Below are 16903 nucleotides of genomic sequence, written 5' to 3'. Positions count from 1 at the left end.
TGCACGAGATGGACTTGGTGAGCGGCGAAGGGTCACGGCCCACGCGTGGGCGGGTCGTCATGCTCGTCGACAACGACGTCCGCGGCGACTCGCGTGTCCAGAAGGTCGCGCGCTCCGCCGCCGCGGCCGGGTGGGAGGTGATCCTGCTCGGTGAACGACGGGACGCCCCGCTGGAGACCTGGAAGATCGGTGACGCGGAGGTGCGCCTGGTGCCGGTCGGCAACCAGTTGGCCCTGCTGCCCGCCCTGTTCACCCGTCCGCTGCTGCGCCGGCCGCTGGCCTACCCGCCCGGCCGGACCGCCAACTACCGTCTCACGCTGGCCCGCGCGCGGCGGGCCGACGTAGGGGCACGGATCTCCGCGGTCCGGGCCCGCCGACGTGCCGGCGGGTCCCGGGCGCGCGAGGTCGTCGGCCTCGCCCCGCTGGCCGTCCCGTGGGCCGCGGCCCGCGTGGCGCACCGCTGGGCGCGGTTCCGCACGGAGGAGGCCCGCCGGGTGAAGGAGGCGCGGCGCAACGAGCGCGCGCTGCTCAACACCCTGCCGATCGCCTTCTGGAAGCTGGTGCTGGGCCGGCGGGCCTGGCGCCGGCTCGACCCCTCGCTGTGGCAGTGGGAGCTGGCCTTCGGCAGCGTCATCGACAGCCTCAAGCCGGACATCATCCACGCGCACGACTTCCGCATGGTCGGGGTCGGCGCGCGGGCGGTGATGCGGGCGCGGGCCCGCGGGCGGCAGGTCAAGCTGGTCTGGGACGCCCACGAGTACGTGCCGGGGCTGCGTCCCCGGCCCGGCACCCCCCGCTGGCTGCCGGCCCTGGTCGCGCACGAGAAGGAGTACGCGCCGCACGCCGACGCCGTGGTGACCGTCTCCACGTCGTTGGCCGAGCTGCTGCAGAAGGAGCACAAGCTGCCGGCGGTGCCGGCCGTGGTGATGAACGCCCCGGTCTGCGCGCCGTCGGAGGAGGAGCGGGCGGAGCCCGTGCCGGACCTGCGCCAGCTCTGCGGGATCGGCCCCGACACCCCGCTGCTGGCCTACTGCGGCGGGATCACGCCGGTTCGGGGTGTCGACCTGATGCTCGACACCCTGCCCGAGCTGCCCGGGTTGCACCTCGCGCTCGTGTCGCTGCACCCGAACGGCAAGAACCCGGCCGCCGAGCAGGCGTACCAGCGGGCCGAGGAGCTGGGCGTCGCCGACCGGGTGCACCTGCTGCCGTACGTGCCGCATTGGCAGGTGTCGGCATTCCTGGCCACGGCGGACGCGGCGGTCAGCCCGCTGCACCACCTGCCAAACCACGAGATCGCGCTGAGCAACAAGTTCTTCGAGTACTCCCAGGCACGCCTGCCGCTGATCGTCAGCGACGTCCGTACGATGGCGGAGATGGTCCGGGCGACCGGCCAGGGCGAGGTGTTCCGCGCCAAGGACGCGGCGGACTATGTCCGCGCCGTCAAGGCGGTGCTGGCCGACCCGGCACGCTACCGGGCCGCCTACGACCGGCCCGGGTTGCTCGAGCAGTGGACCTGGGAGGCGCAGGCCGCAGTCCTCGACCAGGTCTACTCGGAGCTGCTGCCGGACCGCCCGGGCACGGCGCGGCCCGCAGCTGCGCCGGTGGCGCCCGCCGATCAGCCCGAGGTGGTCGAGGCGGCCGAGGCCGCCGCGGCGCCGACCGCGCCGCGACCCCGGCAGGCAGAGGTGGGCAGCGTCCAGTGAGCACAGCACAGGCACGCGACGTCGCAATTGTCACGCCCTGGTACCCCACCCGGGAGTTGCCCTTCCGTGGAGCGTTCGTCCGGGCGATGACCGAGGCCACCGCCCCTGGGTGCGACCGGGCCACCGTCTACCACTGCGACGGGTGGTGGACGCGGATGACCCCGGACGAGGAGCGAGACGTCACCCAGGCGCAGCGGCTCCTGCTGCCACGGGCCCCGCACCTCGGCCGGACCGTGGGTGGCGCCGCGCTGCGGTACATCCCCGTGCCGATGCCCGGAGGCCTGAGCTTCGCCGAAACCGCGCGGCGGCACGAGGCGACGCTCGCCGCTGCGCTGGGCGGCCAACCGATCGACGCGCCGGTCGTGCACGCCCACGTCGGGTCGACGAGCGGGTGGGCCGCGCTGCACCACGCCCGCCGAGACGCTCGCTTCTTCGTCACCGAGCACGCCACGTTCCTGGACCGGATCCTCGCCGAGCCCGAGGCAAGAGAGATGTACGACGCGGTGCTGCACCGGTGCGACGCCTTCTTCGCCGTCGGCGACGGGATGCGTGACCTGCTGGTGGAGGCGTTCCCGCACCACGCCGGCCGGATCAGCATCGTGCCGAACCCGATCTCGTTCGACGACCCGCGTCCCGCGCCGGTCACAGAGCTGCGCCGCTGGCTCTTCCTCGGCGGCCTGATCCCCCGCAAGGGGGTGAACTGGCTGCTCGAGGCGTTCGCGATCTGTCACGCGGAGGATCCTCGGCTGACCTTGAACCTGGTGGGCGAGGGCGAGCTCTCCGTGCGGTTGCGGGAGCGGGCCGTCGAGCTGGGCGTCGCCGAGGCGGTGACCTTCACCGGCGCGGTGCCCCCGGACGAGGCGCTGCGGCTCATGCGCGAGCACGACCTGCTGGTACACCCCAGCCGGATGGAGACCTTCGGGATGACCATCGTCGAGGCGCTCGCGGCCGGCATGCCGGTCCTGGTGACCCGGTGCGGTGGGCCGGAGGAGACCCTGGCCGGCATCGAGGAGGCCGCAGGCGAGCTGGTGGCGGTCGAGGAGAGCCCCGACTCCATCGTGGCCGGTTACCGCCGCCTCCGCGGGCGTTTTCCGCACGGGCTGGATCTCGAACTGGCCCGCCGCAATCTCAACGAGCGCTACGGCTACCCGGCGGTCGCCCGGGCGCACCACCGGGTGTGGTTCCCCGAGTCGGTTCCGGCGGCTGGGGACGGCGCGCCGGTCTCTACGGGAGGTACGCGGTGAGGACGCTTTTCCTGGCGTTGGGCGCGACCCGGCGGCGGGCGGTCGTCGCGGAGTCCGGGCAGGTCGTCGCCGAGGGCGGCGAGGCGGTCGTCCTGATCAACTCGGCCGCGTCGTGGCGGCGGGAGACCTTCCCGGACGGGGTACAGGTCGTCGAGGTGGCACAGTTGGAGCAGCAGCAGCCGGTGCGCCGCGCCGAGACGCTGCTGCTCTACCGGGCACCACGATTCCTCCTCCACCGGGTGGTCGGACGGGGGCGGCTGCGGCCGCGTGCCCGCCGGGCGAGCAAGGCGTACGAGCGACGGATTGCCGACCGGGTGCACCGGCGGCTCTTCCTGCCCGCGTACGGGCGGCTGTTCAAGCAGGCGCGGTCGCGCGTCGTGGCGCGGGAGGTGCGGCGCCAGGCACCGTTCGACGTGCTGGTGGTGACGGACGCGCTCTCCATGCCGATGGCGGTCGACCTGCTGGACCGGTGGGCGGCCGACGGTGCGGCCGGGACGGCACCGACCGTCGCCTACAGCATTGACCATGCCGGGGTCTGACGGGCGGACGACCGTCGGGCCACCTCTACCGAAAGAAGGCCATGAGTTCCAGAGGTGACGATCGCCGGCCACGGGTGCTGTATCTCTCCTTCTACTTCCCGCCTTCGCGGGCCAGTGGGGTCTACCGCGCCCGAGCCACCGCCAACCACCTCGTTGAGCAGGGCTTCGACGTAACGGTCTGCGCGGCGCCGCTGCGGTTCCTTTACGACGTGGTCGGTTCCGTGGACGAGGAACTGGCCACCACGGTGGACCCGCGGATCACGGTGGAGCGCCCCGGGATGGACATGTTCCGCTGGGAACATGACCTGCGCCGGTACGGCCGGTTCCGGGGCACCCTGCCGGTGCTCGCCCGCCGGCTGCACGACTGGCGCAAGGAGAAGCTCTTCCCGGAGCAGTACGCCTCCTGGGCGTGGGCCTGCGTACGCCGGGCCCTGCAGCTGCACCGCCGGGAGCGGTTCGACGTCGTCCTGGCCACCGGCAACCCGCACGCCGCCTTTGCCGCCGCCTGGCTGTTCCGGCGGCTCACCGGAGTGCCGTACGTGCTGGACTACCGGGACGCCTGGACGCTGAACCTGTTCACCGACAGCCCCGCCTATCCCCCGGGGCACCCGGCCGGCAAGTGGGAACGCCGGGTGCTGCGGGGTGCCGCGAACACGGTGTTCGTGAACCAGGCGCTGCGCGCCTGGCACGCCGAGCGCTACCCGCAGCTCGCGGACCGGATGATGGTCGTGCCCAATGGCTGGGACGCGGACCTGATGGAGGTCGAGGAGTTCCGGCCCCGGCCGGCGGGGCCGCTGCGCTTCGGCTATCTCGGCACGCTCACCGTCAACCAGCCGGTTGAGCAGATGGCCGCGGCGTTCCGGCAGGCCCGCACCCATCCGGAGCTGGCCGACGCCGAGCTGAACATCTACGGTCACCTCGGCTTCTTCCGCAACAGCCCGAGCGCGCTGCGCGAACCGCTGGGGCTCGACCCGCACGGCGACGAGCAGAGTGACGACGAGGCGGGCATCCACATCCGCGGCCCGGTGCCGAAGACCGACGTGGGCCGGGTCTACCGGGACAGCGACGTACTGGTGTTCCTGGCTGGCGGCGGGCGCTACGTGACCTCCGGAAAGATCTTCGAATACATGGCGAGCGGTCGGCCGATCGTCTCGGTGCACGCGCCCGACATCGCTGCCCGGGAGGTCCTCGAGGGCTACCCGCTCTGGTTCACCGCGGACAGCCTGGAGGTCGACGCGCTGGCCCAGTCCATGGTGGCGGCCGGCAAGGCCGCCCGGGACCTCACTACCGAACAGGTGGCGCAGGCGCGGCAGCACGCCGCCGGCCTCACCCGGCAGGCCCTGCTGCGGCCGCTGAGTGAGCGGCTGCGTGCGCTGGCCGGGGTGCCGGCCGCCGAGACCGAGTCGACGGGGCGCTAGACATGCTGACAGACCAGGAGAAGATCGGAATGCCGGCCGAGGAGGGCGATCAGGCGCCGGGTACGTCGCCCCGCATCCTGCTGCTGAGCCTCAACTACCGTCCGTCCGACCGGGTGCTCGCCTACGCCGCCCAGCTGTCCGAGCTGGGCGTACGGGTCGACCTGGTGGTCCCGGACCGGACGAATCTCGACGAGATCCCCACCGCTCCCGGGGTGCGGGTGCATCCGGTGATGCCGGAGGAGAAGGACCTGCCGATCCGCCGGGCGGAGCGGTTCGTGATCTACCGGGTGCCCGGCCGTGCGCTGAGTGGGATGCGCCGGGTCACCGGGCGCTACCGGGTCACCCGGCCGATCGACGCCGCGCTGGCGCTGGCCGGGCGGGGCCATGGCAAGCTCGCCAAGGGGTTCCACCAGCGTCTGTTCATCCCGTTCTACCGGCAGGCCCGACCGTGGCTGCTGGCCCGGCGGGCCGGGGCGACAGTCCGTCGGCTGGACGTGGGCAGCGCCGACCGGATCGTCGCCGGCGATGTCAGCGCCGTGCCGCTGGGCTGGCGGCTCGCGCGCCGGTACCGGCAGATCCCGGCGACGACCGCAATGGACCTCGCGCCCTTCGCCGACGAGAACCCGTCGGCGTGACCCGCTGACGGGACCGGCCGGGCGGCTTGCGCCGCCCGGCCGGGGAAACCGTTGCCGTCGCTCAGGCGAGGTGTTGGGCGAGGATCTCCACCACCCGGTCCGCGGCGTGGCCGTCGCCGTACGGCGTGCCCGTCGGAGTGGTCGGGGCCGGGCGGGTCGCCAGCTCCACCCACGCCGGCCGCCCGAGCTCCTGCGGGTCGGGGACCAGGTGGTTCCAGCCACCGTCGAGCGTCTCCACCCACTCAGTCTCCGGCCGCAGCGTCGTGCACGGGCGCTGGAGCAGGTAGGCCTCCTTCTGCAGGCCGCCGGAGTCGGTCACCACGCCCACCGAGCCGAGCACCGCGGCGACCATCTCGGCGTACGGCAGCGGCCGGCCGACCCGGACCGCTCCCTGGTCGAGCTTGACGCCGTGCTGCTCGGCCCGGACGAGCAGCCGCGGGTGAGCGAGCAGGGCGACCGGGACGGGCAGCTCGTTGAGCGCGGCGACGAGGCCGGCGAGCCGACGCGGGTCGTCGGTGTTCTCCGCCCGGTGCAGGGTGGCCAGCAGGTAGGGCTCGTTCGGGTCGATGCCCTCGGGCAGCGTCGGGGCGCCGTGCTCCCCCGCGCGCACCGTGTCACGTACCCGAAGGCAGACGTCGACCATCACGTCGCCGGCGAGCACGGACCGGGCCGCGAGACCCTCCGCGGCGAGATGCCGCATCGCCTCCTCGGTCGGCGCGAGCAGCAGGTCCGCGGCGTGGTCGGTGAGCACCCGGTTGTGCTCCTCCGGCATCCGCCGGTTGAACGACCGCAGGCCCGCCTCCAGGTGTGCCACGGGCAGGTGCTGCTTCACCGCGGCGACGGCACCGGCCAGCGTCGAGTTGGTGTCACCGTAGACCAGCACCCAGTCCGGCTTCTCCCGCTCGAGGACCGGGTCGATTGCGGCGAGCACCGCGCCGGTCTGCACGCCGTGGCTGCCCGAGCCGACGCCGAGGTGGACGTCCGGGTCCGGGATGCCCAGGCCGGTGAAGAACACGTCGGACAGGTCGGCGTCGTAGTGCTGGCCGGTGTGAATAATGAAGTGCTCGTGGTCGGTCCGGGAGAAGGCCGCCGCGATCGGGGCGAGCTTGACCAGCTGGGGACGCGCCCCGACGACACTGACGACCTTCACGCGAAACTCTCCTGATTCTGGTGGTTAGTGGGACGAGTCGGCGCTCGCCCCAACACGATACGTCACGATGCGGCGGTGCCGGAATCATGCCGCCCTGGGCCCTGCCCGACCCAGGTGGGCGGTCAGACCCCGGCCGTCGTGGTCGATTCGGCGCCGTCGGTCAGCTCCGCCAGCCGGCGCCGTAGGTCCGCCAGCTCCGTCTCCTGCTCACGCAGCCGCCGGCGCAGCGGGCGGCTCACCAGATCGGCCAGGAGCCATTCGTTCGCGATCCGCAGCGCGACCCGCAGGTCGGCGGGGTCGTCGTCCGGCCGGACCGGCTCGTCGTCCAGATCCAGCAGGTACGGCCGGGGCACGGCGAGCCGGTCGACCCGCCGCAGCACCAGCGCCGCGTACGCGCCGTGACCGGCCACCCGGTCCAGCGGTACGGCGGTGATCACCTGGCAGCCGGCCGCCACCAACGGGTCCAGGAGCCGGTGCGCGGGCAGTTCGGCGACCGGCCAGCCCAGCAGCAGCAGTGCCGGCGTGCCGACCGGCGCCGCAGCCAGCGCCTCGCACAGCTCGTCCGGCCCGGTCCGCGGGCCCTCCTCGCCGACCAGGGCGACCAGCAGCCGGCGGTCCGGCCACGGCAGCCTGCCCACCTCCTGCCCGGTGCACCGGACGTGCCGGACGCCCTCGGAAAGCCGGAGGTGCCGGGACAGCTCCGCGGCCTCCGGTGCCAGGTCCACCACCTCGTCGACCTCGCCGAACAGCGGCAGCAGTTCGTGGATCAGCACGCGGACCGACTCCTTTCAGTGGATCCGGGTGAAGACGTGGAAGCCGATCGGGCTCCGCCGGAAGCGGTACGGGTGCCAGCCGTCGTACCGCAGCCCGACGCCGTCCAGCGCCGCCTGGTAGCGGCGCCCACTGCGGACCACCTGGTAGTTGCCGTACGCCCGGCTGCCGTCGCCGTTCCAGTCGGAGACGACCAGCCGGCCGGCCAGCCGGACCAGTGACGCGAGGTTGCGCACCGAGCGGGCCCATTCGTCCTCGTCGAGGACGTGGAAGAGGACGTCCACCGAGGCCACCACGTCGTACGGCCAGGGGCTGCGCCACCCGGCCAGGGTCGACCGGTGGTAGCTCGCGCCGCCACCCATGGCTCGGCAGGCCGCCAGGGCGCTCTCGCTGGCATCGATGCCGTCGACCTGGTGGCCGAAGCGGGACAGCTCGCGGCTGAACCAGCCCTTGCCGCACCCGGCGTCGAGCAGGAACAACGGCGCCACCGGGTGCGAGTGGTGCCCGAGGATCTCCAGCAGCAGCGCGAGCCGACGGACGTAGAACATCTGGTTGGTGGGCTCGTCCAGGGAGATGTGACCCCCGGAGCGCAGCTCGCCCTCCTGGGCGTGGCGGTTGTTCCAGTAGGCGGCGTTTTCCTCCGCCGACAGCAGGCTCATCGGCCGTCACCATGGATCGTCGAGGACGGGGCGGGCGCCGCGGCGCGGGGAACGGGCGGCGCCATGGGGCGACGGTACCAGCCTGTCGCGGGCACCGGACCGGGCGGCGGATCGCGTACAGTGTGCCGGCCGGCAGCGGGGGCGTGCCGGCGGTCCGCCGGGTGCCGGCGGTCGTCTTGTCGATGCGGAAGTAGTCGTGGTGGCCGAGACGTCAGACAACGGGCGGGGGAGTGCCGCAGACGGCACCGGACTGACGCTCAGCACGCTGCCGCCGCCGGGGGCGGCCGGGTCCGCGTCGCCGGCCGCCCGGAAGTGGGGCGGCTGGCCGGTGGTGGCGATGGCGGGCACCGGGCTGGCCCTGTACGCCTTCGCGCTGTGGAGCCGGACCAGGCCGCCGATCGGCTTCGGGTACTTCACCCACCCGCCGATCTACGGCAAGTGGGACCCGACCTGGGACCGACTGGCGCTGCTCGTCATACCGGCCGCTGTATTGCTCGCTGGAACGGCATGGGTGGTCACCTCCCGCCTGCGGGTGCCGTCCTGGGTGGCGCTGACGTTGATCGTCGGCTCCGCCACGGCAGCAGCCGCCGCCGTGGCCGTCGTCCGGGGCGACCCCGACGGCATCACCCGGGGCATCGACACCTCGCCGACGTCCCCGTACTACACCGCCGACCTGCACTACGTCACCGAGTACGGCATCCGCGGCTTCGTCGAGCGCCACCCGCACATGACGACGGAGTTCCACTCCTACAACTCCCGGACCCACCCGGCTGGACCGCTGCTCCTCCTCCACGGCCTGTTCCGGGTGGTGGGCGCCGGCCACCCGGTGATGATCGCGACCTGCATCGCGGTGCTCGGCATGCTCGCCGCGGCGAGCGCCTGGCTGGTCGGCCGCGAGCTGGGCGGCGAGCGGGCCGGGCGGATCGCTGCCGTTCTCTTCGCCGCCGCGCCGGGCCCGCTGATGCTCGCCTACACGATCCTCGACGTGGTCTTCGCCACCGCGCTGACCCTGGCCGCGGCGCTCCTCGTGCTGGCCATCCGGCGCGATTCGGCCCCGTTCGCGCTGGCCGGCGGGGCGGTGCTCGGCCTCGGCACGCTGCTCACCTTCGCCACCGTCTTCATCGCGCTGGCCGCCGCGGTCGCCGTCGTGATCCAGCGCCGGGACCTGCGCCGGATCGTCCTGCTGCTGGGTGCGGCGGCGGTCGGCGGGCTGCTGGTGCTGGCCCTGGCCCGGCTGCTGATCGGCTTCGACCTGCTGGCCGCCTTCCAGTCCTCGCCGAAGGCCCGGCGCGAGTACAACCCGTACTGGATCGTCGCCAGCCCCGCGGCCTGGCTGATCTACGCGGGTCTGCCCCTGGCCGCGCTCGGGGTGGCGGGCCTGTTCCGGCGCACGCCCGGGGCGCGGCGGCCCGTGCTGCCGCTCGTCCTGGTCCTGATCATGTTGGTCTGGGCGGCGCTGCCCGGTTCGATCACCAAGCTGCGGCCCGGCGAGGTGGAGCGGACCTGGGCCTTCCTCTACCCGCTCGTCGCCGCCACGGCGGGGATCGTGGTGGACCGCTGGAGCAGCCGCGCCGGCCGCTGGTCCGGGGCCGTCGTCGCGGCCCTCGTCCTGCTCTCCGTGGGCCAGGCGGTGCTCATCGAAGGGCTGTGGGACAACCTGTTCTGAACCGGACGAGCAGCCACTGTCGGCCGGGCACGAGGCCCGGTCGCCGAACCGGGGCGGGCGGCCCGCCGACGTATACTCGCCCGTGGCCCTGGGGCCGGCGGGTCCTAGCGGAAGGCGTGAAATTGAGCATGGGCGTGGACGGCGCCGAAGGAGCACGGGTGACTCGCGGCCGCGTGGTGATGCTGGTCGACAACGGGGTCCACGGCGACTCGCGGGTCCAGAAGGCGGCCCGGTCGGCCGCCGAGGCCGGCTGGGAGGTGATCCTGCTCGGCAAGGCCCTGGACGGGCTGCCCCGCAGCTGGCAGCTAGGGGGAGCGGAGATCCGCCTGCTCGCCGTGCCCGACCCGCTCGGCCGCCGCCGTCACGAGTTCCGCCGGGTGTGGCGCCGCGGGCCGCTGGCGTACCCGCCGAACGGCGTCGCCGCCCACCGTGCCCAGGCGATGCGGGCCTGGCGGACCGACCTGCGGCTGCGCGAGGCGGAGCTGACCCTCGCCGCCCGGGCGGGCCAGCGGACGTCGGCCTGGCGTCGGCGGGCGCTGCGGGCCGAGGCCCTCGCCGCCGGGGCGACGCAGAAGTGGGTCTCCTTCCGCTACTGGCAGCTCACCCGTGGGCAGCGGGCCCGGAAGAAGCTCGCCGGACCGGTCGACCGGTTCTACACCTGGTTCTGGGAGACGGTCCGGGGGGACGGCGCGTGGCGCCGGCTGGAGCCCGCCCTGTGGGACTGGGAGCTGGCCTTCGGCCCCGTGGTCGACGAGCTGCGTCCGGACATCATCCACGCCAACGACTACAAGATGCTCGGGGTCGGCGCCCGGGCCACGCTGCGGGCCCGGGCCGCGGGCCGGCAGGTCAAGCTGGTCTGGGACGCGCACGAGTACCTGCCCGGGCTCAATCCGGCCCTGAACTCGGCACGGTGGCTGCGCGCTCAGTGCGCCCACGAGCGGGAATACGCGCCGGTCGCCGACGCCGTGGTGACCGTCTCGGAGTCCCTGGCCGACCTGCTGCAGCAGGAGCACCGGCTGCGGGAACGTCCCGCCGTGGTACTCAACGCGCCGGACGTCGGCCCCGTCGACGCCAGCGAGCCCGCGCCGGACCTGCGTGCGAGCTGTGGGATCGGCCCGGACGTGCCGCTGCTGGCCTACTCGGGCGGGATCGCTCCGGTCCGGGGGGTCGACGTGGCCGTGGAGGCGCTGTCCCAGCTGCCCGGAGTGCACCTGGCCCTGGTCTCCCTGCCGCCGGGGAAGACCTCCACCCCGTCCATCGGCAAGTTGCTGGCCCGGGCCGGCGAGCTCGGCGTCGCCGACCGGGTGCACACCCTGCCGTACGTGGCGCACCATCAGGTGGCCGCCTTCCTCTCGGCCGCGGACGCCGCCATCAGCCCGCTGGTCCATCTGCCGAACCACGAGATCGCCCTCAGCAACAAGTTCTTCGAGTACTCGCACGCCCGGCTGCCGATCGTGACCAGCGACGTGAAGACGATGGCCGAGACTGCCCGGTCGACCGGCCAGGGCGAGGTGTTCAAGGCCCAGGACGTGGCAGACTTCGTCCGCGCCGTCCGGGCAGTGCTGGCCGACCCCGCGCGCTACCGGGCCGCGTACGACCGCCCGGGGCTGCTGGAGCGCTGGACCTGGGAGCGCCAGGCGGAGGTGCTGGACGGCGTCTACACCCGGCTGCTGGGGCAGGACCAACCCCGAGCGGCCGACCGGGCCACACCGGCGGTGCCGAGCGGAGCCCGGTGAGCGGCCGGGGCTGACCGGGTGGACGTTTCGGCCATGACGTCCGGGTCGTCCGGGTCGACGCGGGGCCGGGCAGGCCGGGCGCTAAACTCGCCCGGTCTTCCGGGCACGAGACCGGCAATTCGGAAAGGCGAGAGATGCAGCTCGAGGGTGCGTCCGCTGCCCAGGGTTCCCGTGGGCGGGTTGTCATGCTGGTCGACAACGGCGTGAACGGTGACTCCCGGGTGCAGAAGGCGGCGCGTTCGGCGGCCGATGCCGGCTGGGACGTCGTGCTGGTCGGCCGCTCGCCGGGCAGCGCGCCGCAGACCTGGCGGCTGGGCGACGCCGAGGTGCGCCTGCTGGCCATGCCCGACCCCCTCGCCCGGCGCCGGCACGAGTTCCGCCGGGCCTGGCTGCGCTGGCCGCTGGCCTACCCGCCCAGCGGCATCGCCCCGCACCGCGCCCAGGCGGTCAAGGCCTGGCAGGCCGATCTCGCCGTACGTGCCGGGCAGCTCAAGCTGGCCGACCCCGGAACCCCCCGCCTCGCGCTGCGCCGCCGCGCGCTGGCCGCGGAGCGGCTCGCCGCCCAGGTGATCCGCAAGTGGGTCTCGTTCCGCTACTGGCAGCTCACCCGGGCGCGCACCCGCCGGAAGTTCCGCAACCCCTGGGACCGGGCGTACACCCTGTTCTGGCAGCTGGCGAAGGGGGACGGCGCCTGGCGGCGGCTGGAGCCGGGCCTGTGGGACTACGAGCTGGCCTACGGGCCGGTGGTCGACGAGCTGCGACCGGACCTGATCCACGCCAACGACTTCCGGATGCTCGGGGTGGCCGCGCGGGCCAAGATCCGCGCCGCCGTCGCGGGCCGCGACGTCAAGGTGGTGTGGGACGCCCACGAGTTCCTGCCCGGGCTCAAGCCGTGGCGGGACAACGCCCGCTGGCTGCCCGCGCACCGCGCGCACGAGCGGGAGTACGCCCCGTACGCCGACGCCGTGATGACCGTCTCGGACGGCCTGGCCGAGCTGCTGCAGCGGGAGCACGGGCTGGCCGAGACGCCGGACGTGGTGTTGAACGCGCCCGCAGCCCACCACGAGGAGCTCGTCCTGGACGCCCCGGCGCCCGACCTGCGCGCGCTCTGCGGGATCGGGCGCGACGTGCCACTGCTGGTCTACAGCGGGGCCGCCATCCGGCAGCGCGGGCTCGACATCATGATCGACGCGCTGCCCCAGCTGCCCGGGGTGCACGTGGCGCTGGTGGTCAACAAGCCGGCCGGGCCGTACGTCTCCGGGATGCTGGCCCGCGCCGCGAAGCTCGGCGTCGCCGACCGGGTGCACGCCCTGCCCTACGTGGCACACTGGCAGGTAGTGCCGTTCCTGGCCGGCGCCGACGCCGGCGTCATCCCGATCCACCACTGGCCCAACCACGAGATCGCGTTGATCACCAAGTTCTTCGAGTACTCGCATGCCCGGCTGCCGCTGGTGGTCAGCGACGTGAAGACGATGGCCGGGACCGTGCGGTCCACCGGCCAGGGTGAGGTGTTCCGCGCCGAGGACGTGGCCGACTACGTGCGGGCGGTGCGCGCCGTCCTCGCCGACCCGGCCCGCTACCGGGCCGCCTACGACCGCCCCGGCCTGCTGGCCAGCTGGACCTGGGAGGCGCAGGCCGAGGTGCTCGACGCGGTTTACTCCCGGCTGCTGCCGGGGCCGCCCCGTCCGGCGGCGGCCGGCACGCCAGTGGATCCGGCCGCTCAGCCGCCCGTAGGGGCCGCCCGGTGACACCACCCGACGTGACGGTCGTCACGGCCGTCTACAACACCATGCCCTATCTCACCCGCTGCCTCACCTCACTGGTCGAGCAGACGATCGGGCGGGAGCGGCTGGAGGTCGTGGCGGTCGACGACGGTTCCACCGACAGCAGCGGGCGGGAGCTGGACCGGTTCGCCCAGCTCTACCCGGGCACGGTGAAGGTGATCCACCAGCCCAACTCCGGCGGGCCCGCCGCGCCCAGCAACCGCGGCCTGGAGCACGCCACCGGCCGGTACGTCTTCTTCATCGGCTCCGACGACTACCTCGGCCCGGAGGCGCTGGAGCGGCTCGTCGCGGCGGCGGACCGCTACGACTCCGACGTCGTGCTGGGCCGGACCGTCGGGGTCAACAGCCGCTACATCCACCAGGCGGTCTTCGCCCGGACCGAGCCCGACCTGGACCTGTTCGACTCGGCGCTGCCCTGGTCCCTGTCGAACACGAAGCTGTTCCGGCGGGATCTGATCGAGCGGTACGGGCTGCGGTACCCGGAGGACATGCCGGTCGGCAGCGACCAGCCGTTCACCATCGAGGCCTGCGTCCGGGCCCGCCGGATCTCCGTGCTGGCCGACTACGACTACTACTACGCGGTGCGCCGGCTCAACGCCCGCAACATCACCTACCGCAGCCGCCACCTGGAGCGGCTGCGCTGCGCCGAGTCGCTGGTGGAGTTCGTCGCCGGCCTGGTCGAGGCGGGCAAGCGCCGCGACGCGATCCTGCTGCGGCACTTCACCTGGGAAGTCGCCAAGCTGCTGGAGAACGACTTCCTGGCGCTGGACCGGGGCGTGCAGGAGCAGGTCCGGGACGGCGTACGCACCCTCGTCGAGCGGTACCTGACCGACGAGATCCGCGACCAGTTGCCGATCCAGGCGCGGGTGCGCCTGGGCACCGCCCGGTACGGGGAGTTGGACGACCTGCTCGCCGTCATCCGGCAGGACGCCGAGGAGGGCATCCCGCCGGCCGTGGTCGACGGGGACCACTGGTACGCCGGCTACCCCGGCTTCCGCGACCCGCGACTCGGCATGGCCGACCGCTGGTTCGAGGTCACCGACCGGGTCGCCGACTGGATCGCCCGGCTGGACACCGTCTCCGTGTCGTTCCTGGGCAACCGGACGCTGGCGGTGACGGCCCGCAGCCCGCGCGGGGACCTGCCACGGCTGGCCGGCGCGATCCGGCTCCGTGCCGGCGAGACCGTCAGCGCCGACGCCACGCTCGAGGCGGACGGCAACGGGACCCTGGTGCGGGCGCAGCTTCCGCTGGCCGGGCTGCTCGCCGGCGTCGCCCCCGGTGGCGAGCTCCGGGTGGTCCGGGCCGAGGCCGAGGCGTTCGGTACCGTTGGTGAGACGGCCCTGCGCGGACCGGCGCGGCCCGTGCCACAGCGCACGGTGCAGCGGCGGGGAGGCCACCTGCACGTCCTTACCGCCACGACGAACCACAAGGGTGAGCTGGTGATCGCCGTAGCACCGCTGACGCCGCGCCGGCTGCTCGCCCGCCTGCGGCACAGGCTTCCACTAGGAGGAAAGAAGTAGCCATGAACATCTGCGTCGTCGCTCTAGGCAAGATCGGGCTGCCGCTCGCCGTGCAGTTCGCGTCCAAGGGCCACCGGGTGATCGGAGCGGACGTCTCCGAGCGGGTCGTGCAGCTGGTCAACGACGGTGCGGTGCCGTTCCCCGGTGAGACCGACCTGGACACCAAGCTCAAGGAGGCGGTGTCCGCCGGGCTGCTCACCGCGACCACCGACACGGCCGCCGCGGTCGCCGAGTCCGAGGCCGTCGTCGTGGTCGTCCCCCTCTTCGTGGACGCCGAGGGCGTGCCGGACTTCGGCTGGATGGACGACGCCACCCGGGCCATCGCCCGCGGCCTCAAGCCGGGGACCCTGGTCAGCTACGAGACCACCCTGCCGGTCGGCACCACCCGCAGCCGCTGGGCGCCGATGCTGGAGGAGGGCTCCGGCCTCACCGCCGGCCAGGACTTCCACCTGGTGTTCAGCCCGGAGCGGGTGCTCACCGGCCGGGTCTTCGCCGACCTGCGCCGCTACCCGAAGCTGGTCGGCGGCATCGACGAGGCGTCCGCCGCGCACGGCGTGCGCTTCTACGAGGCGGTGCTGGACTTCGACGAGCGCGCCGACCTCAACCGCCCGAACGGCGTCTGGGACCTGGGCTCGGCCGAGGCGTCCGAGCTGGCCAAGCTCGCCGAGACCACCTACCGTGACGTGAACATCGGCCTGGCGAACCAGTTCGCCCGGTTCGCCGACACCGTGGGCGTCGACGTCACCAAGGTCATCGAGGCCTGCAACACCCAGCCGTACAGCCACATCCACCAGCCGGGCATCGCGGTCGGCGGGCACTGCATCCCGATCTACCCGCGGATGTACCTGTGGAACGACCCGGCCGCCACGGTGGTCCGCTCGGCCCGCGAGGCCAACGCCGCCATGCCGCAGTACGCCGTCGACCTGCTGGCCGCCGCGTACGGCGACCTGACCGGCGTGGGCGTGCTGGTGCTCGGTGCCGCGTACCGGGGTGGCGTGAAGGAGACCGCCTTCTCGGGGGTCTTCCCGACCGTCGAGGCGCTGCGCCAGCGGGGTGCTGTCCCGTACGTCTCGGACCCGATGTACACGAACGAGGAGCTGGCCGCGCACGGCCTGCCCGGGTACGACGGCGAGCCGGTGGCCGCCGCCGTCATCCAGGCCGACCACGCCGAGTACCGTACCCTCACCCCGGCCGACCTGCCGGGCGTGACCGTGCTGGTGGACGGCCGCCGGGTGACCGATCCGGCCCGCTGGGAGGGCGTCCGCCGGGTGGTCATCGGCGGCTGACCCGCTGCCCCGTCGACGGGCCCCTGACCGGATCACCGGTCGGGGGCCCGTTTCCGTCGCGGATGGCTCAGCCCCGGGTCAGGCCCGCGGGCGGGTTGTCGACGTCTCGGGAGACGACCTCGCCCTTCTCGTCGACCCAGCCCTTCGGCCGCGCCGGGTTGCCGGCCACCAGCTGGTACGGCTCGACATTTTTGGTGACCACCGAACCGGCGGCGATCATGGCGTACTCGCCGACCTCGATGCCGCAGACCAGGGTGGCGTTGGCGCCGATCGAGGCGCCCCGCCGGACCAGGGTCGGGGTGATCGTCCAGTCCGGGTTCTGGGCGCGCGGGCGGAAGTCGTTGGTGAACACCGCGGACGGGCCCACGAAGACCTCGTCCTCGATGGTGACGCCCTGGTAGACCGAGACGTTGTTCTGGATCTTGGCGCGGTCGCCGACGGTGACGTTCGCGTCGACGTACACGTTGCGCCCGATCACACAACCGGCACCGACCTGGGCGCTCGACCGGATGTGGGCCAGGTGCCAGACCTTGGTGCCGTCGCCGACCTGGGCGCCGTCCTCCACCTCGGCCGTCGGGTGGACGAACACGGACGGGGAACGGTCGTTGGTGTCAGTCATCCTTCAACTCGCATCGTCGCAGGGCGCGCCGTCGCGCCATCGGAGCCGCGCGTCGGACCGCGCCGGGGAACCGAGGCGACCGCGCGGGCCGGGACCAGCCGATCCCCGGCAGCCCCTCGGCCGGCCGGTGGTCGGGCTCGGCGTAGCATATCGAGCCCTCAGCCGGGCGGCGC

The 16903-nt window shown here is 73.4% G+C and carries 14 protein-coding genes; 10 read left to right on the top strand and 4 right to left on the bottom strand.

Annotation, left to right across the window (positions count from 1 at the left end; translation table 11 throughout):
* The first annotated feature begins 59 nt into the window (after positions 1-59).
* From ACFYML_RS06805 to ACFYML_RS06785, 5 genes are all read left to right on the top strand, one after another.
* Positions 60-1703, top strand: a complete 1644-nt coding sequence (locus tag ACFYML_RS06805; RefSeq protein ID WP_387419659.1) for a glycosyltransferase family 4 protein — start codon at positions 60-62, stop codon at positions 1701-1703.
* Between the two features lie 86 nt (positions 1704-1789).
* A complete protein-coding gene (locus ACFYML_RS06800) occupies positions 1790-2947 on the top strand; it encodes a glycosyltransferase family 4 protein (protein ID WP_387419730.1) in 1158 nt (385 codons plus the stop codon).
* On the top strand, positions 2944-3486 hold the full coding sequence (locus ACFYML_RS06795; RefSeq protein WP_387419658.1) for a hypothetical protein: 543 nt from the start codon (positions 2944-2946) through the stop codon (positions 3484-3486). The genes ACFYML_RS06800 and ACFYML_RS06795 overlap by 4 nt, the downstream gene beginning before the upstream one ends.
* Positions 3487-3527: 41 nt before the next feature.
* Entirely contained in the window at positions 3528-4904 is a 1377-nt protein-coding gene (locus ACFYML_RS06790; protein WP_387419657.1) for a glycosyltransferase, read from the top strand.
* Positions 4905-4906: 2 nt separating this feature from the next.
* Complete coding sequence (locus tag ACFYML_RS06785) at positions 4907-5539, top strand: hypothetical protein (protein WP_387419656.1); 633 nt, start codon at positions 4907-4909, stop codon at positions 5537-5539.
* A 61-nt stretch (positions 5540-5600) separates the two neighbouring features.
* Here the strand turns inward: ACFYML_RS06785 and wecB are convergent, their stop codons facing one another.
* The 3 genes from wecB to ACFYML_RS06770 all read right to left on the bottom strand — a co-directional run bounded on the left by wecB (position 5601) and on the right by ACFYML_RS06770 (position 8119).
* The gene (gene wecB / locus ACFYML_RS06780) at positions 5601-6689 is read right to left on the bottom strand and encodes a non-hydrolyzing UDP-N-acetylglucosamine 2-epimerase (RefSeq protein ID WP_387419655.1); all 1089 of its coding nucleotides are present in this window, start codon (positions 6687-6689) and stop codon (positions 5601-5603) included.
* Between the two features lie 122 nt (positions 6690-6811).
* The gene (locus ACFYML_RS06775) at positions 6812-7462 is read right to left on the bottom strand and encodes a hypothetical protein (protein WP_387419654.1); all 651 of its coding nucleotides are present in this window, start codon (positions 7460-7462) and stop codon (positions 6812-6814) included.
* 15 nt (positions 7463-7477) lie between these two features.
* Entirely contained in the window at positions 7478-8119 is a 642-nt protein-coding gene (locus ACFYML_RS06770; protein ID WP_387419653.1) for a class I SAM-dependent methyltransferase, read from the bottom strand.
* Positions 8120-8318: 199 nt separating this feature from the next.
* Between ACFYML_RS06770 and ACFYML_RS06765 the strand changes: the two genes are divergently transcribed.
* From ACFYML_RS06765 to ACFYML_RS06745, 5 genes are all read left to right on the top strand, one after another.
* Positions 8319-9785 carry a glycosyltransferase family 39 protein gene (locus ACFYML_RS06765; protein ID WP_387419652.1) on the top strand — a complete coding sequence of 489 codons (1467 nt, stop codon included), beginning with the start codon at positions 8319-8321 and terminating at the stop codon, positions 9783-9785.
* A 128-nt stretch (positions 9786-9913) separates the two neighbouring features.
* Positions 9914-11521, top strand: coding sequence for a glycosyltransferase family 4 protein (locus ACFYML_RS06760; RefSeq protein ID WP_387419729.1), 1608 nt, complete (start codon positions 9914-9916; stop codon positions 11519-11521).
* A gap of 185 nt (positions 11522-11706) precedes the next feature.
* Positions 11707-13269, top strand: coding sequence for a glycosyltransferase family 4 protein (locus tag ACFYML_RS06755; protein WP_387419651.1), 1563 nt, complete (start codon positions 11707-11709; stop codon positions 13267-13269).
* Positions 13266-14825, top strand: coding sequence for a glycosyltransferase family 2 protein (locus ACFYML_RS06750; protein ID WP_387419650.1), 1560 nt, complete (start codon positions 13266-13268; stop codon positions 14823-14825). The genes ACFYML_RS06755 and ACFYML_RS06750 overlap by 4 nt, the downstream gene beginning before the upstream one ends.
* 2 nt (positions 14826-14827) lie before the next feature.
* A complete protein-coding gene (locus tag ACFYML_RS06745; protein WP_387419649.1) occupies positions 14828-16111 on the top strand; it encodes a nucleotide sugar dehydrogenase in 1284 nt (427 codons plus the stop codon).
* 67 nt (positions 16112-16178) lie between these two features.
* Here the strand turns inward: ACFYML_RS06745 and ACFYML_RS06740 are convergent, their stop codons facing one another.
* Positions 16179-16730, bottom strand: a complete 552-nt coding sequence (locus ACFYML_RS06740) for an acyltransferase (protein WP_387419648.1) — start codon at positions 16728-16730, stop codon at positions 16179-16181.
* Between the last annotated feature and the right edge of the window lie 173 nt (positions 16731-16903).

This window comes from Micromonospora sp. NPDC007230 (assembly GCF_042869115.1).
Lineage (GTDB): Bacteria > Actinomycetota > Actinomycetes > Mycobacteriales > Micromonosporaceae > Micromonospora.
The sequence above is the reverse complement of the archived record's forward strand: the minus strand, read 5'-3'. Positions and strand labels throughout refer to the sequence as shown.